We start from the raw sequence: 24,068 nt of genomic DNA on the forward strand, positions 1-24,068 counted from the left end.
TATGTTAGTACAACACAAAAAGCGTTGAGGAACAGTGAGATGATTATTTTAGTTACCGGGGCAACGGCAGGTTTTGGTGAAAGCATCACGCGTCGCTTCGTCGCCAACGGGCACAAGGTTATTGCCACGGGCCGTCGTCAGGAGCGCCTGCAGGAGCTGAAGGACGAATCAGGCGACAGCATCCTGACCGCGCAGCTGGACGTGCGTAACCGCGCGGCCATTGAAGAGATGATTGCCAACCTGCCCGCCGAGTGGCGCGCCATCGACGTGCTGGTTAACAATGCCGGTCTGGCGCTGGGCATGGAGCCCGCCCACAAAGCCAGCGTGGAAGACTGGGAAAACATGATCGACACCAACAACAAAGGGCTGGTCTATATGACCCGCGCGGTGCTGCCGGGCATGGTCGAGCGCAACCGCGGCCACATTATCAACATCGGCTCCACCGCAGGAAGCTGGCCTTACGCGGGCGGCAACGTCTATGGCGCAACGAAGGCGTTTGTGCGCCAGTTCAGCCTTAACCTGCGTACCGATCTGCACGGCACCGCCATTCGCGTTACCGATATCGAGCCGGGCCTGGTGGGCGGCACCGAGTTTTCCAACGTGCGTTTCAAAGGCGATGACGCGAAAGCGGGCAAAACCTACGAAAATGCGAACGCGCTGACGCCGGAAGATGTGACCGAAACGGTCTGGTGGGTGGCGACGCTGCCAAAACACGTCAACATCAATACCGTGGAAATGATGCCCGTCAGCCAGAGTTTTGCCGGACTTAGCGTCCATCGTGGCTAACTCTGCCCTTCCCGGCCTGCGGGCCGGGTCTGTTTCGGGTTATAAAAGAATGGTAGTATGTTCAGGCTAACTCTCTGAGAAATGACAACTCATGGCCGCTGAATCGCAACTCAATCCCACCCAGCCCGTTAACCAGCAAATCTATCGCATTTTGCGACGTGATATTGTCCATTGCCTGATCCCACCGGGAACGCCGCTTTCTGAAAAAGAGGTGTCCGTGCGTTTTGACGTTTCCCGTCAGCCGGTACGTGAAGCGTTTATTAAGCTTGCTGAAAACGGACTGATTCAGATCCGCCCGCAGCGCGGCAGCTACGTGAACAAAATTTCACTCTCTCAGGTACGCAACGGCTGTTTCGTTCGCCAGGCCATTGAATGCGCGGTGGCGCGCCGTGCCGCAACGCTTATCAACGACAACCAGTGTTACCAGCTGGAGCAGAACCTGCACCAGCAGCGTATTGCGATTGACCGTAAGCAGCTCAATGATTTCTTCCAGCTTGATGATGAATTCCACCAGAAGCTGGCGCAGATCGCGGATTGTCAGCTGGCCTGGGACACCATCGAGAACATCAAGGCCACCATTGACCGCGTGCGCTATATGAGCCTCGATCACGTCTCCCCGCCGGAAATGCTGCTCCGACAGCATCATGATATTTTCAGCGCGCTGGAAAAACGCGACCCGGACGGTGTGGAAAAAGCGATGACGCTACATCTGCAGGAAATTAGCGAATCCGTGCAGCTTATTCGTCAGGAAAATAGCGAGTGGTTTAGCGAAGAGTAATATGCGCCGCCCCTTTCGGGTGCGGCGAGGTGATTAGCGAACGACTAACACCGGGATCGTGGCGTAGCGCAGAATAGATTCCGCATTTGAACCCAGCAGATGCGTGGAGATGCTCGGATTTTTCGACCCGATGACAATCGCATCATATTTCCCCTCCTTGCTCAGCTTGATAATTTCATCCCGGACGTTGCCAAAACGCACCATGCTGTGAATATTCTCAGGGGCAATATCGAACAGTCTTTTTAACTCGTTCATTTTCTTCCCGGATTCTGCGGTCATATACTCTTCAAACTTTTTTATATCGGCGTTGAAACCGCGCAGCAGAGACCGGCTGCTGGCAGGCAGAATATTGACCAGGGTAATCGACGCGCCCTCAGCCTTCGCAAGGCTTGCCGCGTGGCGAACCGCTTTGTCGCTCAAATCCATTTCAAACACGTCTACAGGCATCAAAATGTTCTTATACATAAGCCTGACTCCTTATTCCGATGAAAGGGTTATTTCCTGCACACAGGATGACATCAGGAATATAAACCAACCCTCAACGCTTCCCTGTCGAAACTATCAATTAATGAAAATAACGGTCCACTTTGTAAATTACCGTCCTGAACCGTCAGCGCCCGACGAAATAAAGAAAAAAGTGTGAGTTTGATCAAAAACAAAAACATGAAGCGCGGACAGGCGTATTTATATGCCCCGTGAACGGCATAACCCGAAATAGCGCCGTAACGAACAGGTTAGAGAGGAGAAAATACCATGATGACATACGACCGTAACCGCAATGCAATCACCACCGGCAGCCGCGTCATGATTAGCGGCACGGGCAAAACTGGCGTGATTAAAGCGATCCACAGCGACGGGCTGGATGCCGCGCAGGTGCGCCGCAGCAAAACGGTTGAAGTGGAAGGATGCGAAGGTAAGTTCGAACCGATTGAGCTGATTCGCCTGGGGATGCACTAAGCTGTGCGCAGCCATGCCGCCGCGCACGGCGGCATGTGCTGAACTACCGTTGAGACGCGTACTGCGCGACGGTCGCTTTCGCGCCCTGTTGCAGCAACGACCGGTACGCGGCCATCACCGCAGCCACAAAGCGCGGCTCCTGCGGTAACTCGTTACCAAAGATGGCCTCAATGCCGAGCAGCGCATTGACCCGGCTTTCGCCTTCCGCACTTTCGTTCACCGCCGCCTGAATAACCGCCAGCTGCGGATCGCTCACGTCGATGGCGTTACCCTGCTCGTCAATGCCGCCGACATAACGCATCCAGCCAGCCACCCCCAGCGCCAGCAGCGGGAAAGGCGTCTGGTGCACCAGGTGCCAGCGCACGGAGTCCAGCATACGCTGCGGGAGCTTCTGGCTGCCGTCCATCGCGATTTGCCATGTCCGATGGCGCAGGGCCGGGTTGCTGTAGCGGGCAATCAGGAGATCGGCATAGCGGCCTAAATCAACGCCCTTCACTTTCAGCGTGGGCGCCTGCTCGTTAAGCATCAGCGCGTGCGCGGCGAGGCGGTAGTTCTCGTCTTCCATACAGTCGTTGATATGCGGGTAGCCGGCCAGATAGCCCAGGTACGCCAGGAACGAGTGGCTGCCGTTGAGCATGCGCAGCTTCATCTCTTCAAACGGGATCACGTCTGACACCAGCTCGGCTCCGGCCTTTTCCCACTCTGGACGTCCTGCCACAAAGTTATCTTCGATCACCCACTGGCGAAACGGTTCACAGGCGACTGCCGCCGGGTCACGCACGCCGGTCAGCTGCTCAATTTTATCCAGCGTATCGGGCGTGACCGCCGGCACGATACGATCCACCATGGTTGACGGGAAGGTGACGTTAGCCTCGATCCAGTCCGCCAGCTCGCCGTCTACGGCCCGGGCGTACGCGCAGGTCACATTGCGCATCACGTGTCCGTTCTCCGGCATGTTGTCGCAGGACATCACGCTAAACGCGGGCAGACCCGCCGCTTTGCGACGCGCCAGCGCTTCCACCACCACGCCCGGCGCGGATTTCGGCTGGTGCGGGTTTTGCAGGTCGGCGACGATAAACGGGTGATCGAGCATCAGTTGTCCTGTCGCCGGTGAATGGCAGTACCCTTTCTCGGTGATGGTCAGCGAGACAATCGCCACCTGCGGTTCGCACATCGCCGCCAGCACGCTTTCCAGCCCGTCAACCTGCGCATGCAGCGCTTTTTTAACCACGCCAACTACGCGGGATGTCCATGCATCGGCAGACATCTCCGCCACGGTGTAGAGGTTATCCTGCGCGTTCAGATCGGCAATCTGCTGCTCACCGCCAATCAGGTTAACCTCACAGTAGCCCCAGTCGCTGCCGTGCCCGGCGGCGAGAATGTCGGCGTACACCGCCTGGTGCGCCCGGTGAAAGGCGCCAAAACCCAGATGAACAATGCGTGGTTGAAGGCTGTCGCGATCGTACTGAGGCAGCGTCGCGTTGGCCTGTAATAAGGTGTTTTCCATGATTAAGACTCGTTAATTAGAAAGTCGTGGACCGCTGCCGCTCCTCTGAAGCGGCGGCGCCTGCTGACTACACCAACTAGAATGGCAGCCGGGGTAAAAAAATAACTGCCATCAACCATACTGATACTGCCGTTTGAGATTTTGATTTATATTAACTTTTGCTCATGTGGTGTGACATAAAGTCAGAGTTGTGTGACAGGCCACGTAAGTTATGAACCACTAGCGCCGCGAGGAGAACGCGCCGTAACCCACGCTCTCTTCTGGCGCGGATTCCGCTGCGTCGTGCGCCGCGCTCAAATCACGGTCGCGCACTTCCGGCATCAGGATCGCCGAGACCAGCCCAATCACGGAATAGGCCACCAGCATGGCGACAATCGGCCACCAGGAGCCGGTCATGTTGCAGAAGATCCCCGCCAGCACCGGACCAAAGCCCACCGCCACCAGACCGCCCGCCTCTTTCGAGATAGCCATGCGGGTAAAGCGATTTCGCGAGCCAAACATCTCCGCCATGGTGATATTTTCCAGCGCAAACAGCCCCAGCACGGCGAAGTTATGGATAACGATGATAGAGAGCATGATTGTCCCCGGCGCATAGCTCTTATCGACGATGATCGACAGCATCGGGTAGGCGAGAAGAATGGCGGAGACATTGAGGATAATGTACGGCAGACGGCGCCCTACTTTATCGGAAAGCCAGCCCAGCAGCGGAATGGAGATAAACCCGAGAATGGAGCTTACCATCAGCGCATCGGTCGGGATGGCTTTATCGAACAGCAGCGTCTGGACCAGATACCCGGCGAGGAACGTCTGGATCAGCCCCGAGTTGCCCGCCTGACCGAAACGCAGCCCGGTCGCAAGCCAGAAGGATTTACTTTTCACCATTGAACCCAGCGAGGTGTCCGGCTGTACGGTTTGGGCATCGTTCACTTTCTCAAAGACCGGGCTCTCTTTCAGGTTCATTCGCAGCCAGATGGCGAAAATCATCACCACGACGCTGGCGAGGAACGGCACGCGCCAGCCCCAGGCAATCAGCTCTTCACGGTCGAGGGCTAAGAACATCACTGCCCAGATCGCCGTGGCGCTCAGCGTCCCGCAGTTAGTGCCCATCGCCACCAGCGAGGAGATAATGCCGCGTTTCCCTTTCGGCGCGTACTCCGCCAGCATGGTCCCGGCCCCGGAAATCTCCGCCCCGGCCCCCAGGCCCTGGATGATACGCAGCGTTACCAGCAGAACGGGAGCAAAAATCCCGATCTGCGCGTAGGTCGGCAGGACGCCAATCAGCGTGGTGCAGATCCCCATCATGGTGATGGTGATAAACAGCACCTTCTTACGACCAATGCTGTCGCCCATTCTGCCAAAGATAAAGGCGCCGACAATGCGTGCGATATAGCCTGCGCCGTAGGTCCCCATCGCGAGGATCAGCGCCATCGCGGCTGACTGTTCCGGGAAGAAGATCTCGTGAAAGACCAGGGCAGCCCCCAGCGAGTAAAGCTGAAAGTCCATAAACTCCAGGGCGGTGCCCAGCCAGCCGGAAACGGCGGCCTTCACCAGATCGGAGGTAGTTCTTTGAGGTTGTGCTTGCGTCATAATGGCTATCTCTGAAGGGTAAGATGCGTACCACATAGAGCCTGTCTGCGCAGGCTCTTAACCGCGTAAAGGATTATTGCCCGAACGTGAGCAAGACTTTGCAGCACTGCCGCTGGTCTTTCTCAAACAGTTCAATGGCGTCTGTTACATGGTGATAGTCAAAGGCATGAGTGATCAGTTTTTCCGGGTCGATCAGCCCTTTTTTCAGCCAGTCGATGACGACCGGGAATTTGTTGGCATTGAGGCGCGAGGAGAAGATCGCCAGCTCTTTGCCGGTGATGCCCTGCTGGACAATCTGGCTCGGCTCGCTGGAGAAGCCCATCAGCACGATACGCGCCGCCGGAGAGGCCAGGGTAATCGCCTCCTGCAATATCGACGGATGACAGGCGGCATCAATGATTAACGTCGGTTTGATCCCCCTTTCGTCCAGCGCGGCCTGTAGCGACTGCTCGCCGTTATTCAACACCCAGTCCGCGCCGCTGCGCTGGGCCATTTTCAGGCGTTCGTCGATGCGATCAACCACGATAACCTGCTTCACCTTATAGACGCCCTTCAGCGCCTGCACGGTGACCAGCCCCATCGGCCCTGCGCCGTAAACCAGCGCGACGTCCTGCTCGATGGGGTTGGCCTGCCCCGTCACGTTGGCGGCGATGGTGAAAGGCTCCACCATGACGGCGTGTTTATCAGGAATGTCATCCGGAATAGGCCAGGCATTTTTAGCGGGTACCGCCGCGTATTCACTGAAGCCCCCGTCGCGGTGTACGCCCAGCACCACCAGCGAGGTGCAGACGTTCGGTTTTCCGACGGAACACGGATAGCAGTGTCCGCAGCTGATCACCGGATCGACCGAGACGCGCTGGCCCAGACGGGCACTGTCGACACCCTCGCCTACGGCGTCAATCACGCCAAAGAACTCGTGGCCGATCGTGCGTGGATATTTCGCAAACGGGTTATGGCCGCGATAGATGTGGCTGTCCGAGCCGCAGATCCCCGCCAGCGTGATTTTGACGCGAACTTCACCTGCACCTGGCGCCGGGAGTGGCCGCTCTTCAATCACCAGTTCGTTCGGCTGTTGAATCACTACGCTTTTCATCGTTCGCTCCTCGTTTACCAGTTCCACAGCGTGCCGTCCTCAAGACGGGCCACCGGCAGATAGGCCGGATCGTACGGGTATTTCGCCGCCAGCTTTTCATCAAACTCGATGCCCAGCCCCGGCCTGTCGCCCGGATGCATATAGCCGTTATCAAAACGCCAGCTGTGCGGGAAGACTTCCAGCATCTGTTCGGAATAGCCCATATATTCCTGGACGCCAAAGTTTGGCACCCACAGGTCGAAATGCAGCGCGGCGGCGTGGCATACCGGCGAGAGATCCGACGGGCCGTGCGAGCCGGTTCGCACCTGATAGAGCGAGGCGAAGTCCGCGATGCGACGCATCCCGGTGATCCCGCCCGCGTGGGTAATGGTGGTGCGGATATAGTCGATGAGCTGCTCTTCGATGAGCTGCTTGCAGTCCCAGATGCTGTTAAACACTTCGCCCACGGCAATTGGCGTGACGGTGTGCTGGCGAATGAGGCGGAAGCAGGCCTGGTTTTCCGCAGGCGTTGGATCTTCCATCCAGAACATGCGGAATTCCTCGATGCTCTTGCCGAATCGCGCCGCTTCGATTGGCGTCAGGCGGTGGTGCATGTCATGCAGAAGATGCTCATTGAAGCCGAATTTACTGCGCACCGCGTCGAACAGCTTTGGTGTGAAATCGAGGTATTTTTCGGTGGACCAGAGCTGCTCTTCCGGCCAGTCGCCTTTGGTCGCAGGCTCGTAGGCCAGCCCTTTCCCTTTGGCCATGCCGTAGGTGGTTTTCATGCCCGGCACCCCGCACTGAACGCGGATCGCCTTGAAGCCCATCTCTTTATGGCGGGCGTAATCTTCCAGCACGTCGTCAATGGTGTGACCGGTCGTGTGGCAGTAAACCATCACGCCTTCGCGGGATGCGCCGCCCAACAGCTGGTAGAGCGGCATGTTGGCCGCTTTGGCTTTGATGTCCCACAGCGCCATGTCCACGGCGGAGATGGCCGACATGGTGACCGGGCCGCGACGCCAGTAGGCGCCCTTATAGAAAAACTGCCAGATGTCTTCGATGCGGTGCGCATCGCGGCCAATCAGCTGCGGGCAGAGATGGTCTTTCAGGTAGGAAGCCACGGAGAGTTCACGCCCGTTCAGCGTAGCGTCACCGAGGCCGACAATCCCCTCGTCGGTGGTGATTTTAAGGGTGACAAAGTTCCGCCCCGGGCAGGTAACAAACACGTCAGCCGCGACAATCTTCATAATTCCTTTCCTTACATCATTCGTTGTGATGCTGGAAACTTACCCACTAACCAGACTACCATACAAGTATAATGATCATAAAATCCGCTAACGATCACAAAACCGGGGGCTCAGGCCCGCCCCCATCCCGCCACAATAATCAGCATTCCGCACAGGGCAATCAGCGCGCCTGCCCAGTCGTACGCGCTGAGCTTGACGCCGTCCACCACGCGTAGCCACAGCAGCGCGGTACAGACATAGACACCACCGTAAGCAGCGTAGACGCGGCCGCTCGCGGCCGGATGCAGCGTTAACAGCCAGACAAACAGAGCCAGCGCGACGCTTGCCGGGATGAGAAGCAATACGGATCCCCCCTTCTTCAGCCAGAGCCAGGGCAGGAAGCAGCCGATGATTTCGCATAGCGCGGTGGCAAAAAAAAGCAGCGTCGTTTTGAGCATATTTCACGTCAGGTGAGGATCTATTTAGACATCATACCTGATGATATCCTTTACTTTTCCATACTTGCACCGCGGGTATGCCGTCTTTTCGCTTTGGTGTAGAATCTGTTCGGGGTAACTTGATTATCTGCACCCGTTTAAAAGGAAACGCTATGACCACATTAAGCAAACGCCTTTGTCTGACAGCCCTGCTGGCGCTGTCATCGTTCGCCTTTGCCGCCTCTGCGACAGCGGAAACCAGCAAGCTCATTATTGAGTCTGGTGACAGCGCGCAAAGCCGCCAGAACGCCGCCATGGACAAAGAACAATGGAATGACACCCGCAGCCTTCGTCACAAGGTCAACAAACGTGCTGAGAAAGAGTGGGACAAAGAAGATGTCGCTTTTGACGCGCGCGATAAGTGTCAGCAAAGTGCAAACGTCAACGCCTACTGGGAGCCAAACACCCTGCGCTGCCTGGATCGCCGCACTGGCCGCACGGTAGCCCCGTAATGTCGGCGCCCTGCGACGTTAAGCTTCGCCCGCTGGAGCGCGAAGACCTGCGCTTCGTCCACCAGCTGGACAATAACGCCAGCGTAATGCGCTACTGGTTCGAAGAGCCGTACGAGGCCTTTGTTGAGCTGTCCGATCTCTACGATAAGCACATTCACGATCAGAGTGAACGTCGTTTTGTGGTGGAGTGTGAAGGCGAAAAAGCCGGTCTTGTGGAGCTGGTTGAAATCAACCATGTTCACCGTCGGGCGGAGTTTCAGATCATTATTTCCCCTGAGCATCAGGGAAAAGGCCTTGCCTCACGGGCAGCGAAGCTGGCAATGGATTACGGATTCAACGTTCTGAATCTCTACAAGCTTTACCTGATTGTGGATAAAGAGAACGAGAAAGCGATCCATATCTACCGCAAGCTGGGCTTTATGGTGGAAGGCGAGCTGATTCACGAGTTCTTTATCAACGGCGAATACCGCAATACCATTCGCATGTGCATCTTCCAGCATCAGCACCTGGCCGGACACAAGCCGTCAGGCGCCAGCCTGCTGAAACCGACCGCGCAGTAACCTGCGCGGTTTTATTCTCAGTAGTATTCAATCGTGTTTTTGATGGTGTATTTGTGCTCAACGGCAGGTTTGACGCTATCGTCGGTGATCGTCAGATCGCAGCTCACCGGATTATTGTGTCGATCGTAATCGCAGCTCTGCTTCACGTTACCCAGCGGCTTGTCATTCAACATGCTCACTGCCGAGTAATCCATTCTTTTGCGAACGTCTTTAGACGGCGTCGACTGCACGGACAGGTGCTGATCCCCCGAGACGGTGGTTTTGCCCAGCGGGTAGCCATCCGCATCGTAACGATACTTCACTTCCATCTCTTTGCCGTGCGCCGCCACCACAAAACCGTTGTCGTCGGTATCCCACGTTATCCCGGCTGACGGCAGTTCGGCCAGCTGGCATTTCCCCTGCAGCTTCACTTTTCGCTGCTGGGTTTCCGCATCAAGGTAGTAATTGGCATCCAGCACCAGCGCCACGCCGGTATTGGCCTCCAGGTCGTGCAGTTCCAGGGTATCGAAACACCCTTCCGCCGACACGGTGCCGGTCACCCGTTTGGACACTTCGCCCTTCTCGTTGAGCAGCGTCTGGGTGAAGTCTTTCACCGGGCCGCGCAGCGGATCAAAATCAAATTCGTTCGAGAAACTCGCCATCTCGGGCGTAAACGACAGCGGCGCGGAGCTGTTGTCGCACCCCACCAGTGTTGCTGCCAGTAGCGTTATCGCTGCGTATTTCTTCACATTTATTACCGTACAGGGAGATTATTCCCAATCATATTAGCAAATACAGTTGTTTACACGAAGCCTGCTAAAATTAATCTCTACACAGAGAAAAGGAGCTAGAGATGAAACGGTTACCCTGGATTACCGCCCTGCTGTTAATGAGTGCCTCAACGGCCGCGCTGGCGGCACCGGATTCCTGCGAGCGCGTGAAAAGCGACATTCAGCAGAAAATTATCAACAACGGCGTGCCTGAATCAGGTTTTACGCTGAGCATTGTGCCGAACGACCAGGCTGACCAGGCGGGCACGCAGGTGGTAGGCCACTGCGCCAACGACACCTTTAAAATTTTGTACACCCGCACAGGCAACGGGGCTGCTGAAGCGCAGTAATTTACCCTCAATCCCCTTTGACTTGATGAGGATTAAGATTTAATACCCCCAAATCAGTAACACTCACCCCATCATTAGCCCGGTTATCATTTCGGGAAAAATAATACGTAATTATAATGATGGGGTGAGCCATGTCCGATACTGAACATCACGGCGGAATTAGCCGTCGAACTCTCGTGAAATCTACGGCAATAGGGTCTCTGGCGCTGGCCGCCGGTGGGATCTCACTTCCTTTCGGCTTAAAAAGCGCCGCCGCGGCGGTGAAGAACGCCGTTCAGCCTGCTGAAGATAAAGTGGTATGGGGCGCCTGCTCGGTCAACTGCGGCAGCCGCTGCGCGCTGCGTCTGCACGTCCGCGACGACGAAGTGTACTGGGTCGAAACCGATAACACCGGTGAAGATATTTACGGTAACCATCAGGTGCGCGCCTGCCTGCGCGGTCGTTCTATTCGCCGTCGGATCAATCATCCCGATCGTCTCAACTACCCTATGAAACGCGTGGGCAAACGCGGAGAAGGCAAGTTCGAGCGCATCACGTGGGATGAAGCGCTTGACGCCATCACCGCCAGCCTGAAAGAGGTGGTTAGCAAATACGGCAACGAAGCGGTTTACATCAACTACTCTTCCGGCATCGTCGGCGGCAATATCACCCGCTCCTCACCTTACGCTTCGCTGGTGGCGCGCCTGATGAACTGCTACGGCGGTTTCCTGAGCCACTACGGCACCTACAGCACGGCGCAAATCGCCTGCGCGATGCCCTACACCTACGGCAGCAACGATGGCAACAGCACCTCGGATATTGAAAACAGCAAACTGGTGGTGATGTTCGGCAATAACCCGGCGGAAACCCGCATGAGCGGCGGCGGGATTACCTATTATCTGGAGCAGGCCCGCGAGCGATCCAATGCGCGCATGATCGTTATCGACCCGCGCTATACCGATACGGCAGCCGGACGCGAAGATGAATGGATCCCGATCCGTCCGGGTACCGATGCCGCGCTGGTGGCGGGAATCGCGTGGGTATTGATCGACGAAAACCTGGTCGACCAGCCGTTTCTGGATAAATACTGCGTGGGCTATGACGAAAAAACGCTGCCGGAAGGCGCGCCCGCTAACGGCCACTACAAAGCATACATTCTCGGCCAGGGCGATGACAACACGGCGAAAACGCCGGAGTGGGCCTCACGCATCACCGGCATTCCTGCGGATCGCATCATCAAACTTGCTCGTGAAATCGGCTCCGCGAAACCGGCCTATATCTGCCAGGGCTGGGGACCACAGCGCCAGGCGAACGGCGAGCTGACGTCTCGCGCCATCGCCATGCTGCCGATCCTCACCGGAAACGTCGGCATCAACGGCGGTAACAGCGGCGCGCGCGAGTCGACCTACACCATTACCATCGAACGTATGCCGATACCGGATAACCCGGTCAAAACGCAAATCTCCTGCTTCAGCTGGACGGACGCCATCGCCCGCGGGCCGGAGATGACCGCCTTACGCGACGGCGTGCGTGGTAAGGATAAGCTGGACGTGCCGATTAAGTTCATCTGGAACTATGCGGGCAACACCATCATCAACCAGCACTCTGATATCAATAAAACTCACGAGATCCTACAGGATGAAAGCAAGTGCGAAATGATTGTCGTCATCGACAACTTCATGACCTCGTCAGCGAAGTACGCCGATATCGTGTTGCCGGACCTGATGACCGTCGAGCAGGAAGACATTATTCCTAACGATTACGCCGGGAACATGGGCTACCTGATTTTCCTCCAGCCCGTGACCGCGCCGAAGTTCGAGCGTAAGCCGATCTACTGGATCATGAGCGAAGTGGCGAAACGCCTCGGGCCGGATATCCTTCAGAAATTCACCGAAGGACGCACGCAGGAACAGTGGTTGCAGTTCCTGTATGCCAAAATGCTCGAGAAAGATCCTCAGCTTCCTTCCTATGACGAGCTGAAAAAAATGGGTATTTATAAGCGTAAAGATCCGAACGGACACTTTGTGGCCTATAAAAAATTCCGCGAGAACCCGGAAGCCCATCCGCTTAAAACGCCATCGGGCAAGATTGAGATTTACTCCAGCAAGCTGGCGGAGATTGCGGCTACCTGGGAGCTGGCAAAAGATGAGACCATCAGCCCTCTGCCCGTCTACGCGTCGACCTTTGACGGCTGGGATGCGCCCGAGCGCGCGCAGTTCCCGCTGCAGCTGTTCGGCTTCCACTTCAAGGCCCGTACCCACTCGAGCTACGGTAACGTCGACGTGCTGAAAGCGGCCTGTCGCCAGGAGGTGTGGCTTAATCCTGTCGATGCAGCAAAACGCGGCATTAAGAACGGCGATACGGTGCGCGTATTTAACGATCGCGGCGAGGTGCGAATTGAAGCGAAAGTCACGCCACGCATCATGCCCGGCGTGAGCGCCATGGGCCAGGGAGCGTGGCATGATGCCAATATGAATGGCGATCGTATCGATCACGGTTCATGCATCAACACGCTGACGACCCATCGACCTTCTCCGCTGGCAAAAGGCAACCCGCAGCACACCAATCTGGTGCAGATTGAGAAGGTGTAGAGGGTGAAACGCGAGACCCTGGTTTATTCTATGGTCAGTATTATCGGTTAACACAGTCGCGCGGGCGTCATCCGCGCGAGCAAGGAAAGTTTAATGAAAGACGTCTCACATCGTGAATCGTTCGCGTTCAGCGCCCGGGTGCTGGGCGCGCTGTTTTATTTCGCTCCCGACAGCGAGCAGGCCGCGCCGCTGGTGAAAGCGCTCACCGCTGGCGAATGGGTTCAGGACTGGCCCCTGCCTTCGGAAACGCTGCAGCCCGTTGCCGATACGTTTGCTTCATCTTCCGATGAGCCGCTGACGGACGCCTGGCAACGGCTGTTTATTGGTCCGTATGCCCTGCCCGCTCCGCCGTGGGGTTCCGTCTGGCTGGACCGTGAATCCGTATTGTTTGGCGACTCGACCCTCGCGCTGCGCCAGTGGATGCGTGAGAACAATATCGCGTTTGAGATGCAGCAAAATGAGCCGGAAGATCATTTCGGTACTTTGCTGCTGCTCGCAGCGTGGCTGGCCGAGAACGGCCGCGAAGCGGAGTGCGATCGGCTTCTGGCGTGGCACCTGCTGCCGTGGAGCACCCGCTTCCTGTCGGTGTTTGTCGACAACGCCGGGCATCCGTTTTATACCGCGCTGGGCAGGCTTGCGCAGCTGACGCTCGCGGACTGGCGATCTGGGCTGCTTATTCCGGTTGCGGAAAAAACGCTGTATCGCTAAGGGTGTGGCTTGCTCGCGGTCGGCGGGCAAGCCTTTAGCTTATACCTCGCCACCTGATTCACTCGCACTCTCTTTGCTTTGAATGAACCGAAGTGCCAGATAGAGGTCTGGCGCCAGAATCATGTCATCATCATTCATTGTTGGCCGGCTATCTTTAAACCAGCGCGTTAATTCCGTTTTTCTGCCCGCAAGGATTAACATAATCTCTCGACCTTTCAGATCGCGCTTTAACTCATTTATGGTTGCCAGAACGCTGATATCTGAATAGGTGAAGCATGCAACGGCATCAATGACCACCCATTTAGGCTGTACTGCTGCACCATCAACCAGGTTCAATACCCGACGTTTAAAATAAGCCACGTTAAAATAGGTCAACGGGGAGTTAAATCGATACATCAGCACGCCCGGGACCATTTTAATATCGGTTGTATTCCCTAATGAGTGAATCATTCCATTTTCGTCAGTTCCCAGTAAATGCTCGGAGGGACGAAACACCGTACGCAGGAACTGTAACAGGCCAAGCAACACCGCAAGGCCGATCCCCTGGATGACGCCGATAATTAACACACAGCCAAACGTGAAGAAGGCCAGGCGAAATGCCTGTTTATTTCTTCGCCTCAGATTCCATAACCCGCGCAGATCAATTAATGACCAGGATGCGTACATCAGAACAATACCTAATGCAGATACCGGAATAAATTGTAATGGCTGAGTGAAAAACACCACTACGATACCGATAAGTAAGGCTGCGACGATGGAAACCAGCTGGCTTTTCCCACCCACTGAATCATTAACCGCTGTCCGGGAATCGGCTCCACTGATAGCAAACCCCTGAGATAACCCAGACATAATGTTCGCAATACCCAGCGCTCTGAACTCTGCATCAGCATTAATTTCATAGCCATTTTTCGCGGCGAAACTGCGGGCGGTCAGCATCAGGCTGACAAAACTGACCAACGCCAGGTTCAGTGCCGGGATCACTAAATCACGCATCGGACCGGGCTGGAAAGCGCCCCAGTCAACGCCGGGTAAACCAGGCTGGAAGCCTTCACCCCCAATAGTGGCAATACCGTACTGTTGCGCAGATGTCGCCCATACCAGTAGCGTTGTCATCACAATGGCAATCAACGGTGCCGGCCAGTGGCTGCGATACGTTTTGATCGCCATTAAAATAATTAACGTTAAAAGCGATATGCCAACGGTTAATAAATGGCTTTCTGAAAGACGGCCTGGCAAGGCCATTATTTTCTCAATAACCTGCGCTTCGTCGAGTTTTATCCCCAACACCTTGCCTAATTGCCCGACAATAATCGTCACGGCAACGCCATTAAGCAAACCCGTAAGGATGGGATGTGAAAGCAGATCGGCAAGTGCGCCCAGGCGGAATTTACTGGCAAGCAGGCACCACCCGCCCATCATCAACGTCATGATAATGGTCAGCTGCCAGTGCAGTTCGGAATTACCTGCAGAAAGAGGAAACACGACGGCAGCAATCACCGCGCAGGTCGTGGCATCAGGGCCCACAATAAGCTGACGTGAAGAACCAAAGAGTGCATACGCTATCATCGGTAAAACGCAGGAATAGAGCCCCACTATTGCCCCAACACCCGCCAATTCAGCATAAGCAATAGCCACGGGTAGCGCGACAGCCGCAACGGATAACCCGGCTTTAATATCATGTTTTAGCCAGCTTTTATCGTAGGCTAACAAAGTTTGTAAACCTGGCATGAAGTTTAGCAATTGTTTTCCGAACACGTTGTTCTCCGGATAGGGATATTAGCCACGTCATGCTGGCACACTTCTCAGTGAGGTTCTGGCTTTCAAATGCTCCGGATTAAGGCGCCACTGTTCAGAATCTAATAACAGTTGAACTATTTATTATTCTGACTGGTATTAAACATAGTTCAAAAACGACCGCTTGTGACTATTCTTCGTCTGGGAACGTATCTGCTTCAGGAGAATAATGCTGACAAACGCATGCCAGCTTATGCCCGCCAGGATCGCGCAGATAGGCAACATAAAAATCGGGGCCGTATGCGGTTCGTGTCCCTGGCATGCCTTCACTCCTCCCTCCCGCAAGAAGGCCTGCCGCATGGAAACGTCTGACAAGCTCCGCGTTAGCTGCACGGAATGCGAACATTGTCCCGTTTCCCGCCGTTGCGGGTTGTCGGTCAAATGGAGGACAAATACAGAAGCTAAACCCCCTCATCCGGATTATTTTCATCTCCCCACATTGCCCAGTCCTCGGTCCAGGCAGGCAAACGTGAATAGCCAAGCACGTTAAAAATCGCGTCATAAAACGCCACGGCGCGCTGAAGATCATTTGTACCTATGGTGATATAAGTCAGCATCTTGCCACCTCCTCTTTGCCGTTTTCTGAACAGCGATTATACCTCAGAGTCTATGATTTTAGCGGCGGTAAAAGGCTGATTTTCACTCCTGTAAGCGCGTGGGGTAAGGGTTCTCAGAACATGTCCTATCGTAATTTCAGCCCCCAATCCGTGACGTGAATATCTCGAGTTTTGGTATGTATGCTAAAATTTATCCAGCTGAAGACCGAAAACAGTCCTTATAATTTCAGTACGTTAGCCAAAGTGAGCGAATATGGATAATATTCCACATAAGCAGACAGTTCGGAAAAGATGCCCCACATGGCTGTGGTGCGGAAGTTTTTATCTTTTTACGTTGTATTGCTCTGCAGATGAAATAAATCTGTATTCAATAAACACCGGCTCATACGTTTATCATCTGACGCATAATCGAGGACAATACACGGAGAACTTTGAAAATAAGTTCATATCCGTGGAGAGGAAATTATCGGATACGTCGAAATACAGTCTTGTGCTAGGGACAATGAAAAACAGCTTTAATGACAGATGCCTGGCAGCCGGCGTAAGAAGAGACTGGGCTGGATGGGATAACGGTTGGGTTTTTAAAGGAATCTATGGATATGTAGGTGAATTTTTCTTTGATACTTTCGATGATTGTGGTGACCATGGTTCATACCATGATTTTAAAAAAGCAACAGGGATAGGATTTTCGCCCTATATATATCATGGGCTCCAGTATAATTTTACGTCTTATTTTGGAATGGATGTGGGCATTATCATACCTTCCGTGTTTGTCATTACGGCACAATGGAGCTTTAGATAAATCCGTCAACCACGTGTGCAGTGCTGTAACTGTCTGCAAAGGGAACCGCCCCGCCATCTCAACCGGAGCGGCTTTAATTACCGCAAGTGCGTGCTCAAAACGTTAAGCCACCGCGGCCCACAATCAAAAACTGTACGTCACCTTCAAACTCCCCGTGGGCGATGTTTTGCGTTGCACAATGGGACTATCACCCGCATCCCCCGTCAGCTGCGTAACGCCCGCTGAGGCAAGGACGCTCCAGCGCGAGGTGAGCCTGTGGGTCCAGTCCAGATTCATCGAGTAGCTATAAATCCCGGCCCCGGCGTCATGTCGGGCAAAACCCGATGCGCTCGACTGAGCGGCGCTGACCCCATAGTAGGTCTGCATGTACTTGTCGGATCCCCAGCTGCCGGTCAGCGCCAGCGTCACCTCATTTTTGGGTGAGGTATAGAACGGGCTGGAAATGCCGAAATGCACCGCTTCACCGTTGTCCCTCTCAGAAACCGGAACCTCTGCCTGCAGCTGCAGGTGAAGCCAGTCGGTCACCCTGTACTCAAGCCCGGGCACAACGATTGCCGAGCCTTTTATCTCGCCCATTCCCCGCAGCTCGTCGCTGCCGGAGCTGATGGAATCGCTGCTCACGTCTTTATCTTTACGCCCAACTCGATAGCTCAGCGCGGCGCTGTAATCAAGATTGCCAAAGTTGTTGCCGTAACCGATCCCTCGCGTGGTGCCGATAAAGAAGCCGTTTGCCATGGCGTACTCCACCACCTGAGCTGCGGAAACGCGGGTTTTATCGGAACCCGAGTAGCGCGGCGCGACGTCCACGCCGCCCCCCAGGGTTAAGACGTTACCCTGGCTCTGTTCTGCCGCCAGTACGGGCGTAGCCAGTAACGCCAGAACGACGCCCGGCACGAGGTTTTTCAGGCTGCGGCCCGGAAGTAAATGGGGAAACGTATGACGCAGTTCGATGTTTCTCATTAAAGAAGCCCTTCTGGATTCAAATGATGACGATGCATGCGGTTAACCGCCAGAACGCCCATTTTGAATACCGACCCTAAGGTTCTTATGAGCCGAACATGAAGAAACACTGAAGCGCGAGCAGACGCTGTAAACCGGGCAGGTTTCCTGATACCGTTTTTTTCTTAAGAAGTTCTTCATTCACGGTTGATACAGTTGCCAGTGTGAAAATTCTACTAATCGAAGACGACCTGGATCTCGGCAACGGCGTACGTATCGCCCTCTCCGATCAAGGGTTTGACGTCATATGGGTTCGCCGCAAAGAGGATGCGCTGCATCAGCTGGACGTCTGCGTGCCGGAACTTATTTTGCTCGACCTGGGGCTGCCCGACGGCGACGGCATGAGCCTGATGGCGCGTTTGCGTCAGCAGCTCAAGGGGATCCCGGTCATCATTCTGACGGCGCGAGGTACGCTGCAGGACCGGCTGTGCGGGCTGGATGCCGGTGCGGACGACTATCTCGTCAAGCCATTTATTCTCGCCGAGCTGCTGGCGCGGGTGAGAGCCCTGGCGCGGCGCAGCTACGGTTTCGAAAATGAGGCGATAGAAATCCGAGGCTTATCGCTTCATGTTCCAACGCGCCGCGTGACGGTGAGCGCGCGCCACGTAGACCTGACGGCGAGTGAATATGCGCTGCTGGAAACGCTGATGCTGCGCGCTGACCGCGTCATTACGCGACGGTTTCTGGAAGAACGGATATTCGGCAACAAAGAGAACCTCAGCAATGCGCTCGACGTGCATATGGGAAATTTGCGGCGAAAAATCGGCGATGGCTATGTGCGAACGGTGCGGGGCGTCGGGTATGTCATTGATACCGTTTCAGTCCAGAAGGTGACAGGGTAATGCAAAACGTCTGGTACCACCTGAGACGCCCAACGCTGGTACGGCGAATTATTATCGCCCAGTTGCTGCTGCTTACCCTGCTGTGGTGTCTATTTTTAACCTTTATTCTGTGGGAGGATCTGCGCAGCCCTCCCATCCTTACGGGCAGTCATACCTACGACACCCTTTTTACCCTGGTCGAGCGGATGGACGAACACCCGCAGGATCGCACCGCGGTGCTGGAAGCCTTTAGCAAAGCGCTGCGTGAGGGCTATGGCGGCGGCGAAGATCCCGCGCTGTCAATCAACTTCATCGTGCGCAAAAATAACGCGATTATTTTTTCATCGCCTGATGCGCCAACGGGGGTAACCAACACCCGGTTTGGGGAAATGCAGCGTGTTCAGAGCGATGGTCGTACCTGGACCAGCCGAACCCTTAAATCCGCTCATTCCGACGTGGAGGTTACCCTTTTCACCCCGGCCGGCGGCTGGAACTTCTTTATCTACCTTAACTCGCGCGGCTACTACATCATGCCGCTGCTGGTCTGCTTCCCTTTTCTTCTGTTTCCCGCGTGGCTGTCAATCCGCATTGCGATGCGCCCCTGGAACAAGGTGGTCAATGAAATTACGCTACGCACGCCTGACGATCTTTCCCCTTTAAAAGCCGTTCCCGGACACAGGGAGCTTCGCCAGATGGTGGATGCGATCAATGACTTCCTTGCCAGGGTGCGTGAAAGCGCGGAAAGGGAACGGGTTTTCATTGCGGATGCCGCGCACGAGCTGCGTACGCCCCTTGCGGCGATGCGCATCAACGTGGAAGCGCTGCAGTCCTGGGTCATTAGCGAGAGTCAGCAGGAGCTGCTTGCGGGGGTGATTCGCAGCAACAGTCGGGCAGCGCGTCTCGTCAACCAGCTGCTGCTGATGATGCACAGCGAAGCGCGGATTGATACGGAAATGGAGACCGTGCCGCTGACGACGCTCATCCAGGAGCGAATGGCCGAGCTGGAACCGCTGGCGTCTGCGCGCAGGATTGAGCTGGAATTCTTCGCCGAGGATGACATCTGGATCCCCGGCGTCAGGGAACGCCTGGTATCGCTTATTGATAACCTCATTGAGAACGCCGTGAAGTACAGTCCCGAGGGCGGGCGGATTCAGGTCGATGTCTGCATAGCAGATGGCTTCGCGCGGCTTCGCGTTTCAGATGCAGGGCCCGGTATTCCGGTTGAACTGCGCGAGCGCGTGTTCGACCGGTTTTTCCGCGACCCCAATCAGGTGCAAAGCGGGAGCGGGCTGGGGCTTGCCATCGTCAAAGCGGTGGCGCAGCAACACAACAGCAGCGTAAACCTGAGTTCTTCCGCTGAAGGTGGCCTGATGGCGACGGTTGACTTCCCGAACCGCACGTTTTGCTAAATCAGAACAGGGAGTTCGATCGCAAATGCCGCAGATTGCTTCAAAATAATTACCGTATTTGTTATATTGTTGTTTATTGCTTATTCACCTCTGCGGTGCCAAAAAGAACAAGATTCACCGCAACCCAGGACAGAGAAATGTTAGATTACCGCTTCCCGACAGCTTTGCAGATGGTTCTCAGCGTAGCGATGGCGGAGCAATTGGGTGAACGTTCCACGAGTGCGATTCTGGCCTACGGCCTGGAAGCGAACCCGAGCTTCATCCGCAAATTAATGGTTCCGCTGACGCGTGACGGCATTATCGTCTCAACGCTTGGCCGTAACGGCTCAATTCATCTTGGTCGCCCGCCGGAAGAGATCACCCTGCGCGACATCTACCTTTCGGTCATCGAAGATAAAAAGCTGTGGGCGTCGCGCCCTGACGTGCCGGCCCGCTGCGTTGTCAGCGCTAACGCCTGCTGGTACTTCAAATCGATATCCGAAGAAGCCGAGGAGGCTTCGTTAGCGGTACTGGCCCGCCATACCGTGGCAAGCGCCCTTGAAGCGGTCAAAAACGCCGATAGCAGCGGATGGGATCCCCTCCCGGACCTTATTGCCCAGTATCAAAAAACGTCTTAACGATCTTGCCGGGTGGCGCTGCGCTAACCCGGTCTACATTCAGATGTAAAAAAACCGCCTTCACAATGAAGGCGGTTTTTTATTATCTGCAGCGTTCTTACGCGGGCAGAACGTCCCTTTCCTCTTTTTTCCCGCGCGTCACGAACTTACGCAGCGTCACGTAAAACACCGGCGTCAGGAATAGACCAAACAGCGTCACGCCCAGCATCCCGGAGAAGACCGTGATCCCGGTGACGCCGCGCACTTCTGCGCCCGCGCCGTGGCCGAGGATCAGCGGAATAGTCCCGGCAATAAAGGCGATGGAGGTCATCACAATCGGACGTAAACGCAGGCGGCACGCCTCCAGCGCGGCTTCCATAATGCCTTTGCCCTGAATTTCCAGCTCGCGGGCAAACTCCACGATAAGAATCGCGTTTTTACACGCCAGCCCCATCAGCACCACCAGCCCCACCTGCACGAAGACGTTGTTATCGCCACCGGTCAGCCAGACGCCAAACAGCGCGGAGAGCATGGTCATCGGCACGATGAGGATCACCGCCAGCGGCAGCGTCCAGCTTTCATACAGTGCCGCCAGGACCAGGAAGGCCAGCAGCACCGCGACCGGGAAGACGATCAGCGCCGTGTTGCCCTGCGTCGCCTGCTGGAAGCTCAGGTCCGTCCATTCAATGTTCATCCCGTTTGGCAGGATCTGCTTAGACATGGCGTCCAGCTGCGTCATCGCCTGCGAGGACGAGAGCACGCGCGGGTCGGCATCGCCAATCAGATCCGCCGCCGGGTAGCCATTGTAGCGGATCACCGGATCCGGCCCGTAGGTGGTCGTGATTTTCACCATACTGCCAATCGGCACCATTTCGCCCTGACTATTACGGGTGCGTAAATTCGCAATATCTTCAACGCTGTCGCGGAACTGCCCGTCGGCCTGCGCCATCACGCGCCAGGTACGGCCGAACTGGTTGAAGTCATTCACGTACGACGAGCCCAGATAGGTTTGCAGCGTTCCGAAAAGATCGGTCAGCGACACGCCCTGCGCTTTCGCCTTGTCACGGTCGACCTGCACGTCCAGCTGCGGAACGTTAGCCTGGTAGGTTGAAATCGGGAAGTGCATTCCCGGGGTCTGCATAATCGCGCCGGACATGGTGTTCACCGCGTTTTGCAGCGCGCCATACCCCAGACCGCCGCGGTCCTGGATGTACAGAGAATAGCCCGACCCCTGACCCAGCCCTAAAATCGGCGGCGGCAGGATGGAGAAGCCAAAACCTTCCTGAATTTGCGCGATTTTCGCGTTAATCTCCGCGTTTATTTCCGCCGCAGTATGTTTGCGCTGGTCGAACGGCTTCAGGCCAAAGAAGACCGTCCCGGTATTCGGCGTATTGGTGAACTGCAGCGCGTTCAGCCCCGGGAATGCAACCGCGTAATCCACCCCTTCGGTATTCATCCCGATTTCGCTCATTTTGCGGATCACCGCGTCGGTGCGCGCCAGCGAAGAACCTTCCGGCATTTTCACGCCGCCAATCAGGTACAGCTTATCCTGCGTCGGAATAAACCCGCCGGGCACCGCTTTAAACATCACGCCAGCGGCACAGAGCAGCAGCAGATACACCACAAATACCGAGCCGCGTCGTCCCAGCGTTTTGCCCACCAGCCCCTGATAGCCGTTCGAGCTGCGGTGGAAAAAGCGGTTAAACGGACGGAAAATCCAGCCGAACAGACGATCGATAAGCCGGGTCGGGAAATCTTTCGGCGCGCCGTGCGGTTTTAACAGCAGTGCCGCCAGCGCCGGAGAGAGCGTCAGCGAGTTAATGGCGGAGATGACCGTGGAAATCGCGATCGTCACCGCAAACTGCTTGTAGAACTGACCGGTAACGCCCGAGAGAAACGCCATCGGCACAAACACCGCGCACAGCACCAGCGCAATCGCGATAATCGGCCCGGACACTTCGCGCATCGCCTGATGCGCCGCCGCAAGCGGAGCAAGCCCCTCTTCTATGTTTCGCTCGACGTTTTCCACCACCACGATGGCGTCGTCCACCACGATGCCGATGGCCAGCACCAGCCCGAACAAACTCAGGGTATTCAGCGAGAAGCCGAGCAGGTAGAGAATGCTGAAGGTACCCACCACCGAAACCGGCACCGCGATCAGCGGAATGATCGACGCACGCCAGGTTTGCAGGAACAGGATCACCACCAGCACCACCAGCACCACCGCTTCCAGCAGCGTTTGCACCACCGCACGGATGGAGTCGCGCACGAAAACGGTCGGATCGTAAGGTGCCGCCCACTTCATGTCCGCAGGGAAGCGCGTGGACAGTTCGTCCATTTTCGCGCGCACCGCGTTAGACAAATCAATGGCGTTCGCCCCCGGCGACTGGAAGATACCAATCCCGACCGCGTCTTTATTGTTCAGCTGGGAACGCAGCGCATAGCTGCCGGACCCCATTTCGATACGCGCCACGTCGCGCAGGCGGACGACCGTACCGTCCTGCGTCGTTTTCAGGACAATATTGCCGAACTCTTCTTCGGTATGCAGACGGCCCTGGGCGTTAATGGAGATCAGGAAATCGCTCTCTTTCGGCAGCGGCTCGGCGCCAAGCTGCCCGGCGGACACCTGTACGTTCTGCTCCTGCATCGCCGTGACCACGTCCGACGCGGTCAGCCCGCGGGCCGCCACCTTGTTGGGATCCAGCCAGACGCGCATCGCGTATTCACCCGAGCCGAAAATCTGGATCTGGCCGACGCCGGGCAGGCGCGCCAGCTCGTCCTTCACCTTCAGCGTGGCGTAGTTACGCATATACAGGGAATCATACTTACCGTTGGGCGAAAACAGATGCACCACCAGCGTCAGCGTCGGGGACTGTTTCTGGGTGGTAATGCCCAGGCGCCGCACGTCTTCCGGCAGACGCGCTTCGGCCTGCGCGACGCGGTTTTGCACCTGCACTTGCGCCTGATCCGGGTCGGTTCCCGGACGGAAGGTGACGGTGGTGACCAGCACGCCGTCGGAGCCCGCGACGGACTTCATGTACATCATGTTCTCAACGCCGTTGATCGCCTCTTCCAGCGGCGTCGCCACCGTCTCGGCAATCACTTTCGGGTTGGCGCCCGGATACTCCGCGCGCACCTGCACGCTTGGCGGCACGACGTCAGGATATTCGCTCACCGGCAGCAGCGGGATGGCAATTAACCCTGTGATAAAAATCAGAATCGACAGCACCGCGGCAAAAATCGGCCTGTCGATGAAAAAGCGGGAAAAGTCCATGGATGGATTCTCAG

At 55.9% G+C, this 24,068-nt stretch carries 22 protein-coding genes and 1 pseudogene; 12 read left to right on the forward strand and 11 right to left on the reverse strand.

Annotation, left to right across the window (positions count from 1 at the left end):
- The first annotated feature begins 39 nt into the window (after positions 1 to 39).
- The gene (gene ydfG, locus AC27FC_RS05275; RefSeq protein ID WP_094935858.1) at positions 40 to 786 is read left to right on the forward strand and encodes a bifunctional NADP-dependent 3-hydroxy acid dehydrogenase/3-hydroxypropionate dehydrogenase YdfG; all 747 of its coding nucleotides are present in this window, start codon (positions 40 to 42) and stop codon (positions 784 to 786) included.
- A 91-nt stretch (positions 787 to 877) separates the two neighbouring features.
- Positions 878 to 1,564, forward strand: coding sequence for a GntR family transcriptional regulator (locus tag AC27FC_RS05280; protein WP_023311557.1), 687 nt, complete (start codon positions 878 to 880; stop codon positions 1,562 to 1,564).
- A gap of 33 nt (positions 1,565 to 1,597) precedes the next feature.
- Here AC27FC_RS05280 and AC27FC_RS05285 read toward each other — a convergent pair whose 3' ends face one another.
- Positions 1,598 to 2,029 carry a universal stress protein gene (locus AC27FC_RS05285; protein ID WP_033145406.1) on the reverse strand — a complete coding sequence of 144 codons (432 nt, stop codon included), beginning with the start codon at positions 2,027 to 2,029 and terminating at the stop codon, positions 1,598 to 1,600.
- A 288-nt stretch (positions 2,030 to 2,317) separates the two neighbouring features.
- On the opposite strand from AC27FC_RS05285, the gene ydfZ reads away from it, so the two are divergent.
- Positions 2,318 to 2,521: a putative selenium delivery protein YdfZ gene (gene ydfZ, locus AC27FC_RS05290; protein WP_014883679.1), complete on the forward strand. Its 204-nt coding sequence runs from the start codon at positions 2,318 to 2,320 to the stop codon at positions 2,519 to 2,521.
- A 43-nt stretch (positions 2,522 to 2,564) separates the two neighbouring features.
- Here ydfZ and AC27FC_RS05295 read toward each other — a convergent pair whose 3' ends face one another.
- The 5 genes from AC27FC_RS05295 to AC27FC_RS05315 all read right to left on the reverse strand — a co-directional run bounded on the left by AC27FC_RS05295 (position 2,565) and on the right by AC27FC_RS05315 (position 8,374).
- Complete coding sequence (locus AC27FC_RS05295) at positions 2,565 to 4,028, reverse strand: mannitol dehydrogenase family protein (protein WP_143347082.1); 1,464 nt, start codon at positions 4,026 to 4,028, stop codon at positions 2,565 to 2,567.
- A 219-nt stretch (positions 4,029 to 4,247) separates the two neighbouring features.
- The gene (locus AC27FC_RS05300; protein ID WP_112778391.1) at positions 4,248 to 5,615 is read right to left on the reverse strand and encodes an MFS transporter; all 1,368 of its coding nucleotides are present in this window, start codon (positions 5,613 to 5,615) and stop codon (positions 4,248 to 4,250) included.
- 73 nt (positions 5,616 to 5,688) lie between these two features.
- Complete coding sequence (locus AC27FC_RS05305; RefSeq protein WP_112778390.1) at positions 5,689 to 6,708, reverse strand: Zn-dependent oxidoreductase; 1,020 nt, start codon at positions 6,706 to 6,708, stop codon at positions 5,689 to 5,691.
- A gap of 14 nt (positions 6,709 to 6,722) precedes the next feature.
- Positions 6,723 to 7,937: a D-mannonate dehydratase ManD gene (gene manD, locus AC27FC_RS05310; RefSeq protein WP_032657497.1), complete on the reverse strand. Its 1,215-nt coding sequence runs from the start codon at positions 7,935 to 7,937 to the stop codon at positions 6,723 to 6,725.
- Between the two features lie 110 nt (positions 7,938 to 8,047).
- Positions 8,048 to 8,374, reverse strand: a complete 327-nt coding sequence (locus AC27FC_RS05315) for a YnfA family protein (RefSeq protein WP_021241222.1) — start codon at positions 8,372 to 8,374, stop codon at positions 8,048 to 8,050.
- A 152-nt stretch (positions 8,375 to 8,526) separates the two neighbouring features.
- On the opposite strand from AC27FC_RS05315, the gene AC27FC_RS05320 reads away from it, so the two are divergent.
- Together AC27FC_RS05320 and speG are read left to right on the forward strand one after the other, a co-directional pair.
- Positions 8,527 to 8,865: a DUF1283 family protein gene (locus tag AC27FC_RS05320; RefSeq protein WP_023311550.1), complete on the forward strand. Its 339-nt coding sequence runs from the start codon at positions 8,527 to 8,529 to the stop codon at positions 8,863 to 8,865.
- The gene (speG, locus tag AC27FC_RS05325) at positions 8,865 to 9,425 is read left to right on the forward strand and encodes a spermidine N1-acetyltransferase (protein ID WP_023311549.1); all 561 of its coding nucleotides are present in this window, start codon (positions 8,865 to 8,867) and stop codon (positions 9,423 to 9,425) included. The genes AC27FC_RS05320 and speG overlap by 1 nt, the downstream gene beginning before the upstream one ends.
- Positions 9,426 to 9,442: 17 nt before the next feature.
- Here speG and AC27FC_RS05330 read toward each other — a convergent pair whose 3' ends face one another.
- On the reverse strand, positions 9,443 to 10,153 hold the full coding sequence (locus AC27FC_RS05330; RefSeq protein WP_033145401.1) for a YnfC family lipoprotein: 711 nt from the start codon (positions 10,151 to 10,153) through the stop codon (positions 9,443 to 9,445).
- A 104-nt stretch (positions 10,154 to 10,257) separates the two neighbouring features.
- Here AC27FC_RS05330 and AC27FC_RS05335 point away from each other — a divergent pair, with 104 nt between their 5' ends.
- The 3 genes from AC27FC_RS05335 (at position 10,258) to dmsD (ending at position 13,802) form a co-directional block, all read left to right on the forward strand.
- On the forward strand, positions 10,258 to 10,524 hold the full coding sequence (locus AC27FC_RS05335) for a DUF1161 domain-containing protein (protein ID WP_029739394.1): 267 nt from the start codon (positions 10,258 to 10,260) through the stop codon (positions 10,522 to 10,524).
- A 131-nt stretch (positions 10,525 to 10,655) separates the two neighbouring features.
- Entirely contained in the window at positions 10,656 to 13,094 is a 2,439-nt protein-coding gene (gene ynfE, locus AC27FC_RS05340) for a selenate/tellurate reductase subunit YnfE (RefSeq protein ID WP_126327642.1), read from the forward strand.
- Positions 13,095 to 13,187: 93 nt separating this feature from the next.
- The gene (gene dmsD, locus AC27FC_RS05345) at positions 13,188 to 13,802 is read left to right on the forward strand and encodes a Tat proofreading chaperone DmsD (RefSeq protein ID WP_094935886.1); all 615 of its coding nucleotides are present in this window, start codon (positions 13,188 to 13,190) and stop codon (positions 13,800 to 13,802) included.
- Positions 13,803 to 13,841: 39 nt separating this feature from the next.
- Here dmsD and AC27FC_RS05350 read toward each other — a convergent pair whose 3' ends face one another.
- On the reverse strand, positions 13,842 to 15,557 hold the full coding sequence (locus AC27FC_RS05350; RefSeq protein ID WP_094935887.1) for a SulP family inorganic anion transporter: 1,716 nt from the start codon (positions 15,555 to 15,557) through the stop codon (positions 13,842 to 13,844).
- A gap of 169 nt (positions 15,558 to 15,726) precedes the next feature.
- Positions 15,727 to 16,153, reverse strand: a pseudogene (locus AC27FC_RS05355) (VOC family protein).
- Positions 16,154 to 16,406: 253 nt separating this feature from the next.
- Here AC27FC_RS05355 and AC27FC_RS05360 point away from each other — a divergent pair.
- A complete protein-coding gene (locus tag AC27FC_RS05360) occupies positions 16,407 to 16,955 on the forward strand; it encodes a hypothetical protein (RefSeq protein ID WP_224435094.1) in 549 nt (182 codons plus the stop codon).
- 123 nt (positions 16,956 to 17,078) lie between these two features.
- Here AC27FC_RS05360 and AC27FC_RS05365 read toward each other — a convergent pair whose 3' ends face one another.
- A complete protein-coding gene (locus AC27FC_RS05365) occupies positions 17,079 to 17,915 on the reverse strand; it encodes a MipA/OmpV family protein (RefSeq protein WP_094935329.1) in 837 nt (278 codons plus the stop codon).
- 203 nt (positions 17,916 to 18,118) lie between these two features.
- On the opposite strand from AC27FC_RS05365, the gene AC27FC_RS05370 reads away from it, so the two are divergent.
- The 3 genes from AC27FC_RS05370 to oqxR all read left to right on the forward strand — a co-directional run bounded on the left by AC27FC_RS05370 (position 18,119) and on the right by oqxR (position 20,801).
- Positions 18,119 to 18,796, forward strand: a complete 678-nt coding sequence (locus tag AC27FC_RS05370) for a response regulator (protein ID WP_048980503.1) — start codon at positions 18,119 to 18,121, stop codon at positions 18,794 to 18,796.
- The gene (locus tag AC27FC_RS05375; protein WP_232960289.1) at positions 18,796 to 20,184 is read left to right on the forward strand and encodes a sensor histidine kinase; all 1,389 of its coding nucleotides are present in this window, start codon (positions 18,796 to 18,798) and stop codon (positions 20,182 to 20,184) included. The genes AC27FC_RS05370 and AC27FC_RS05375 overlap by 1 nt, the downstream gene beginning before the upstream one ends.
- Positions 20,185 to 20,321: 137 nt before the next feature.
- A complete protein-coding gene (gene oqxR / locus AC27FC_RS05380; protein ID WP_029739386.1) occupies positions 20,322 to 20,801 on the forward strand; it encodes an efflux pump transcriptional repressor OqxR in 480 nt (159 codons plus the stop codon).
- A 97-nt stretch (positions 20,802 to 20,898) separates the two neighbouring features.
- Here oqxR and oqxB read toward each other — a convergent pair whose 3' ends face one another.
- Complete coding sequence (gene oqxB, locus AC27FC_RS05385) at positions 20,899 to 24,054, reverse strand: multidrug efflux RND transporter permease subunit OqxB (RefSeq protein ID WP_047061712.1); 3,156 nt, start codon at positions 24,052 to 24,054, stop codon at positions 20,899 to 20,901.
- Positions 24,055 to 24,068: the final 14 nt, after the last annotated feature.

The sequence above is a fragment of the Enterobacter sp. C3_dUdeg genome, assembly GCF_057536195.1.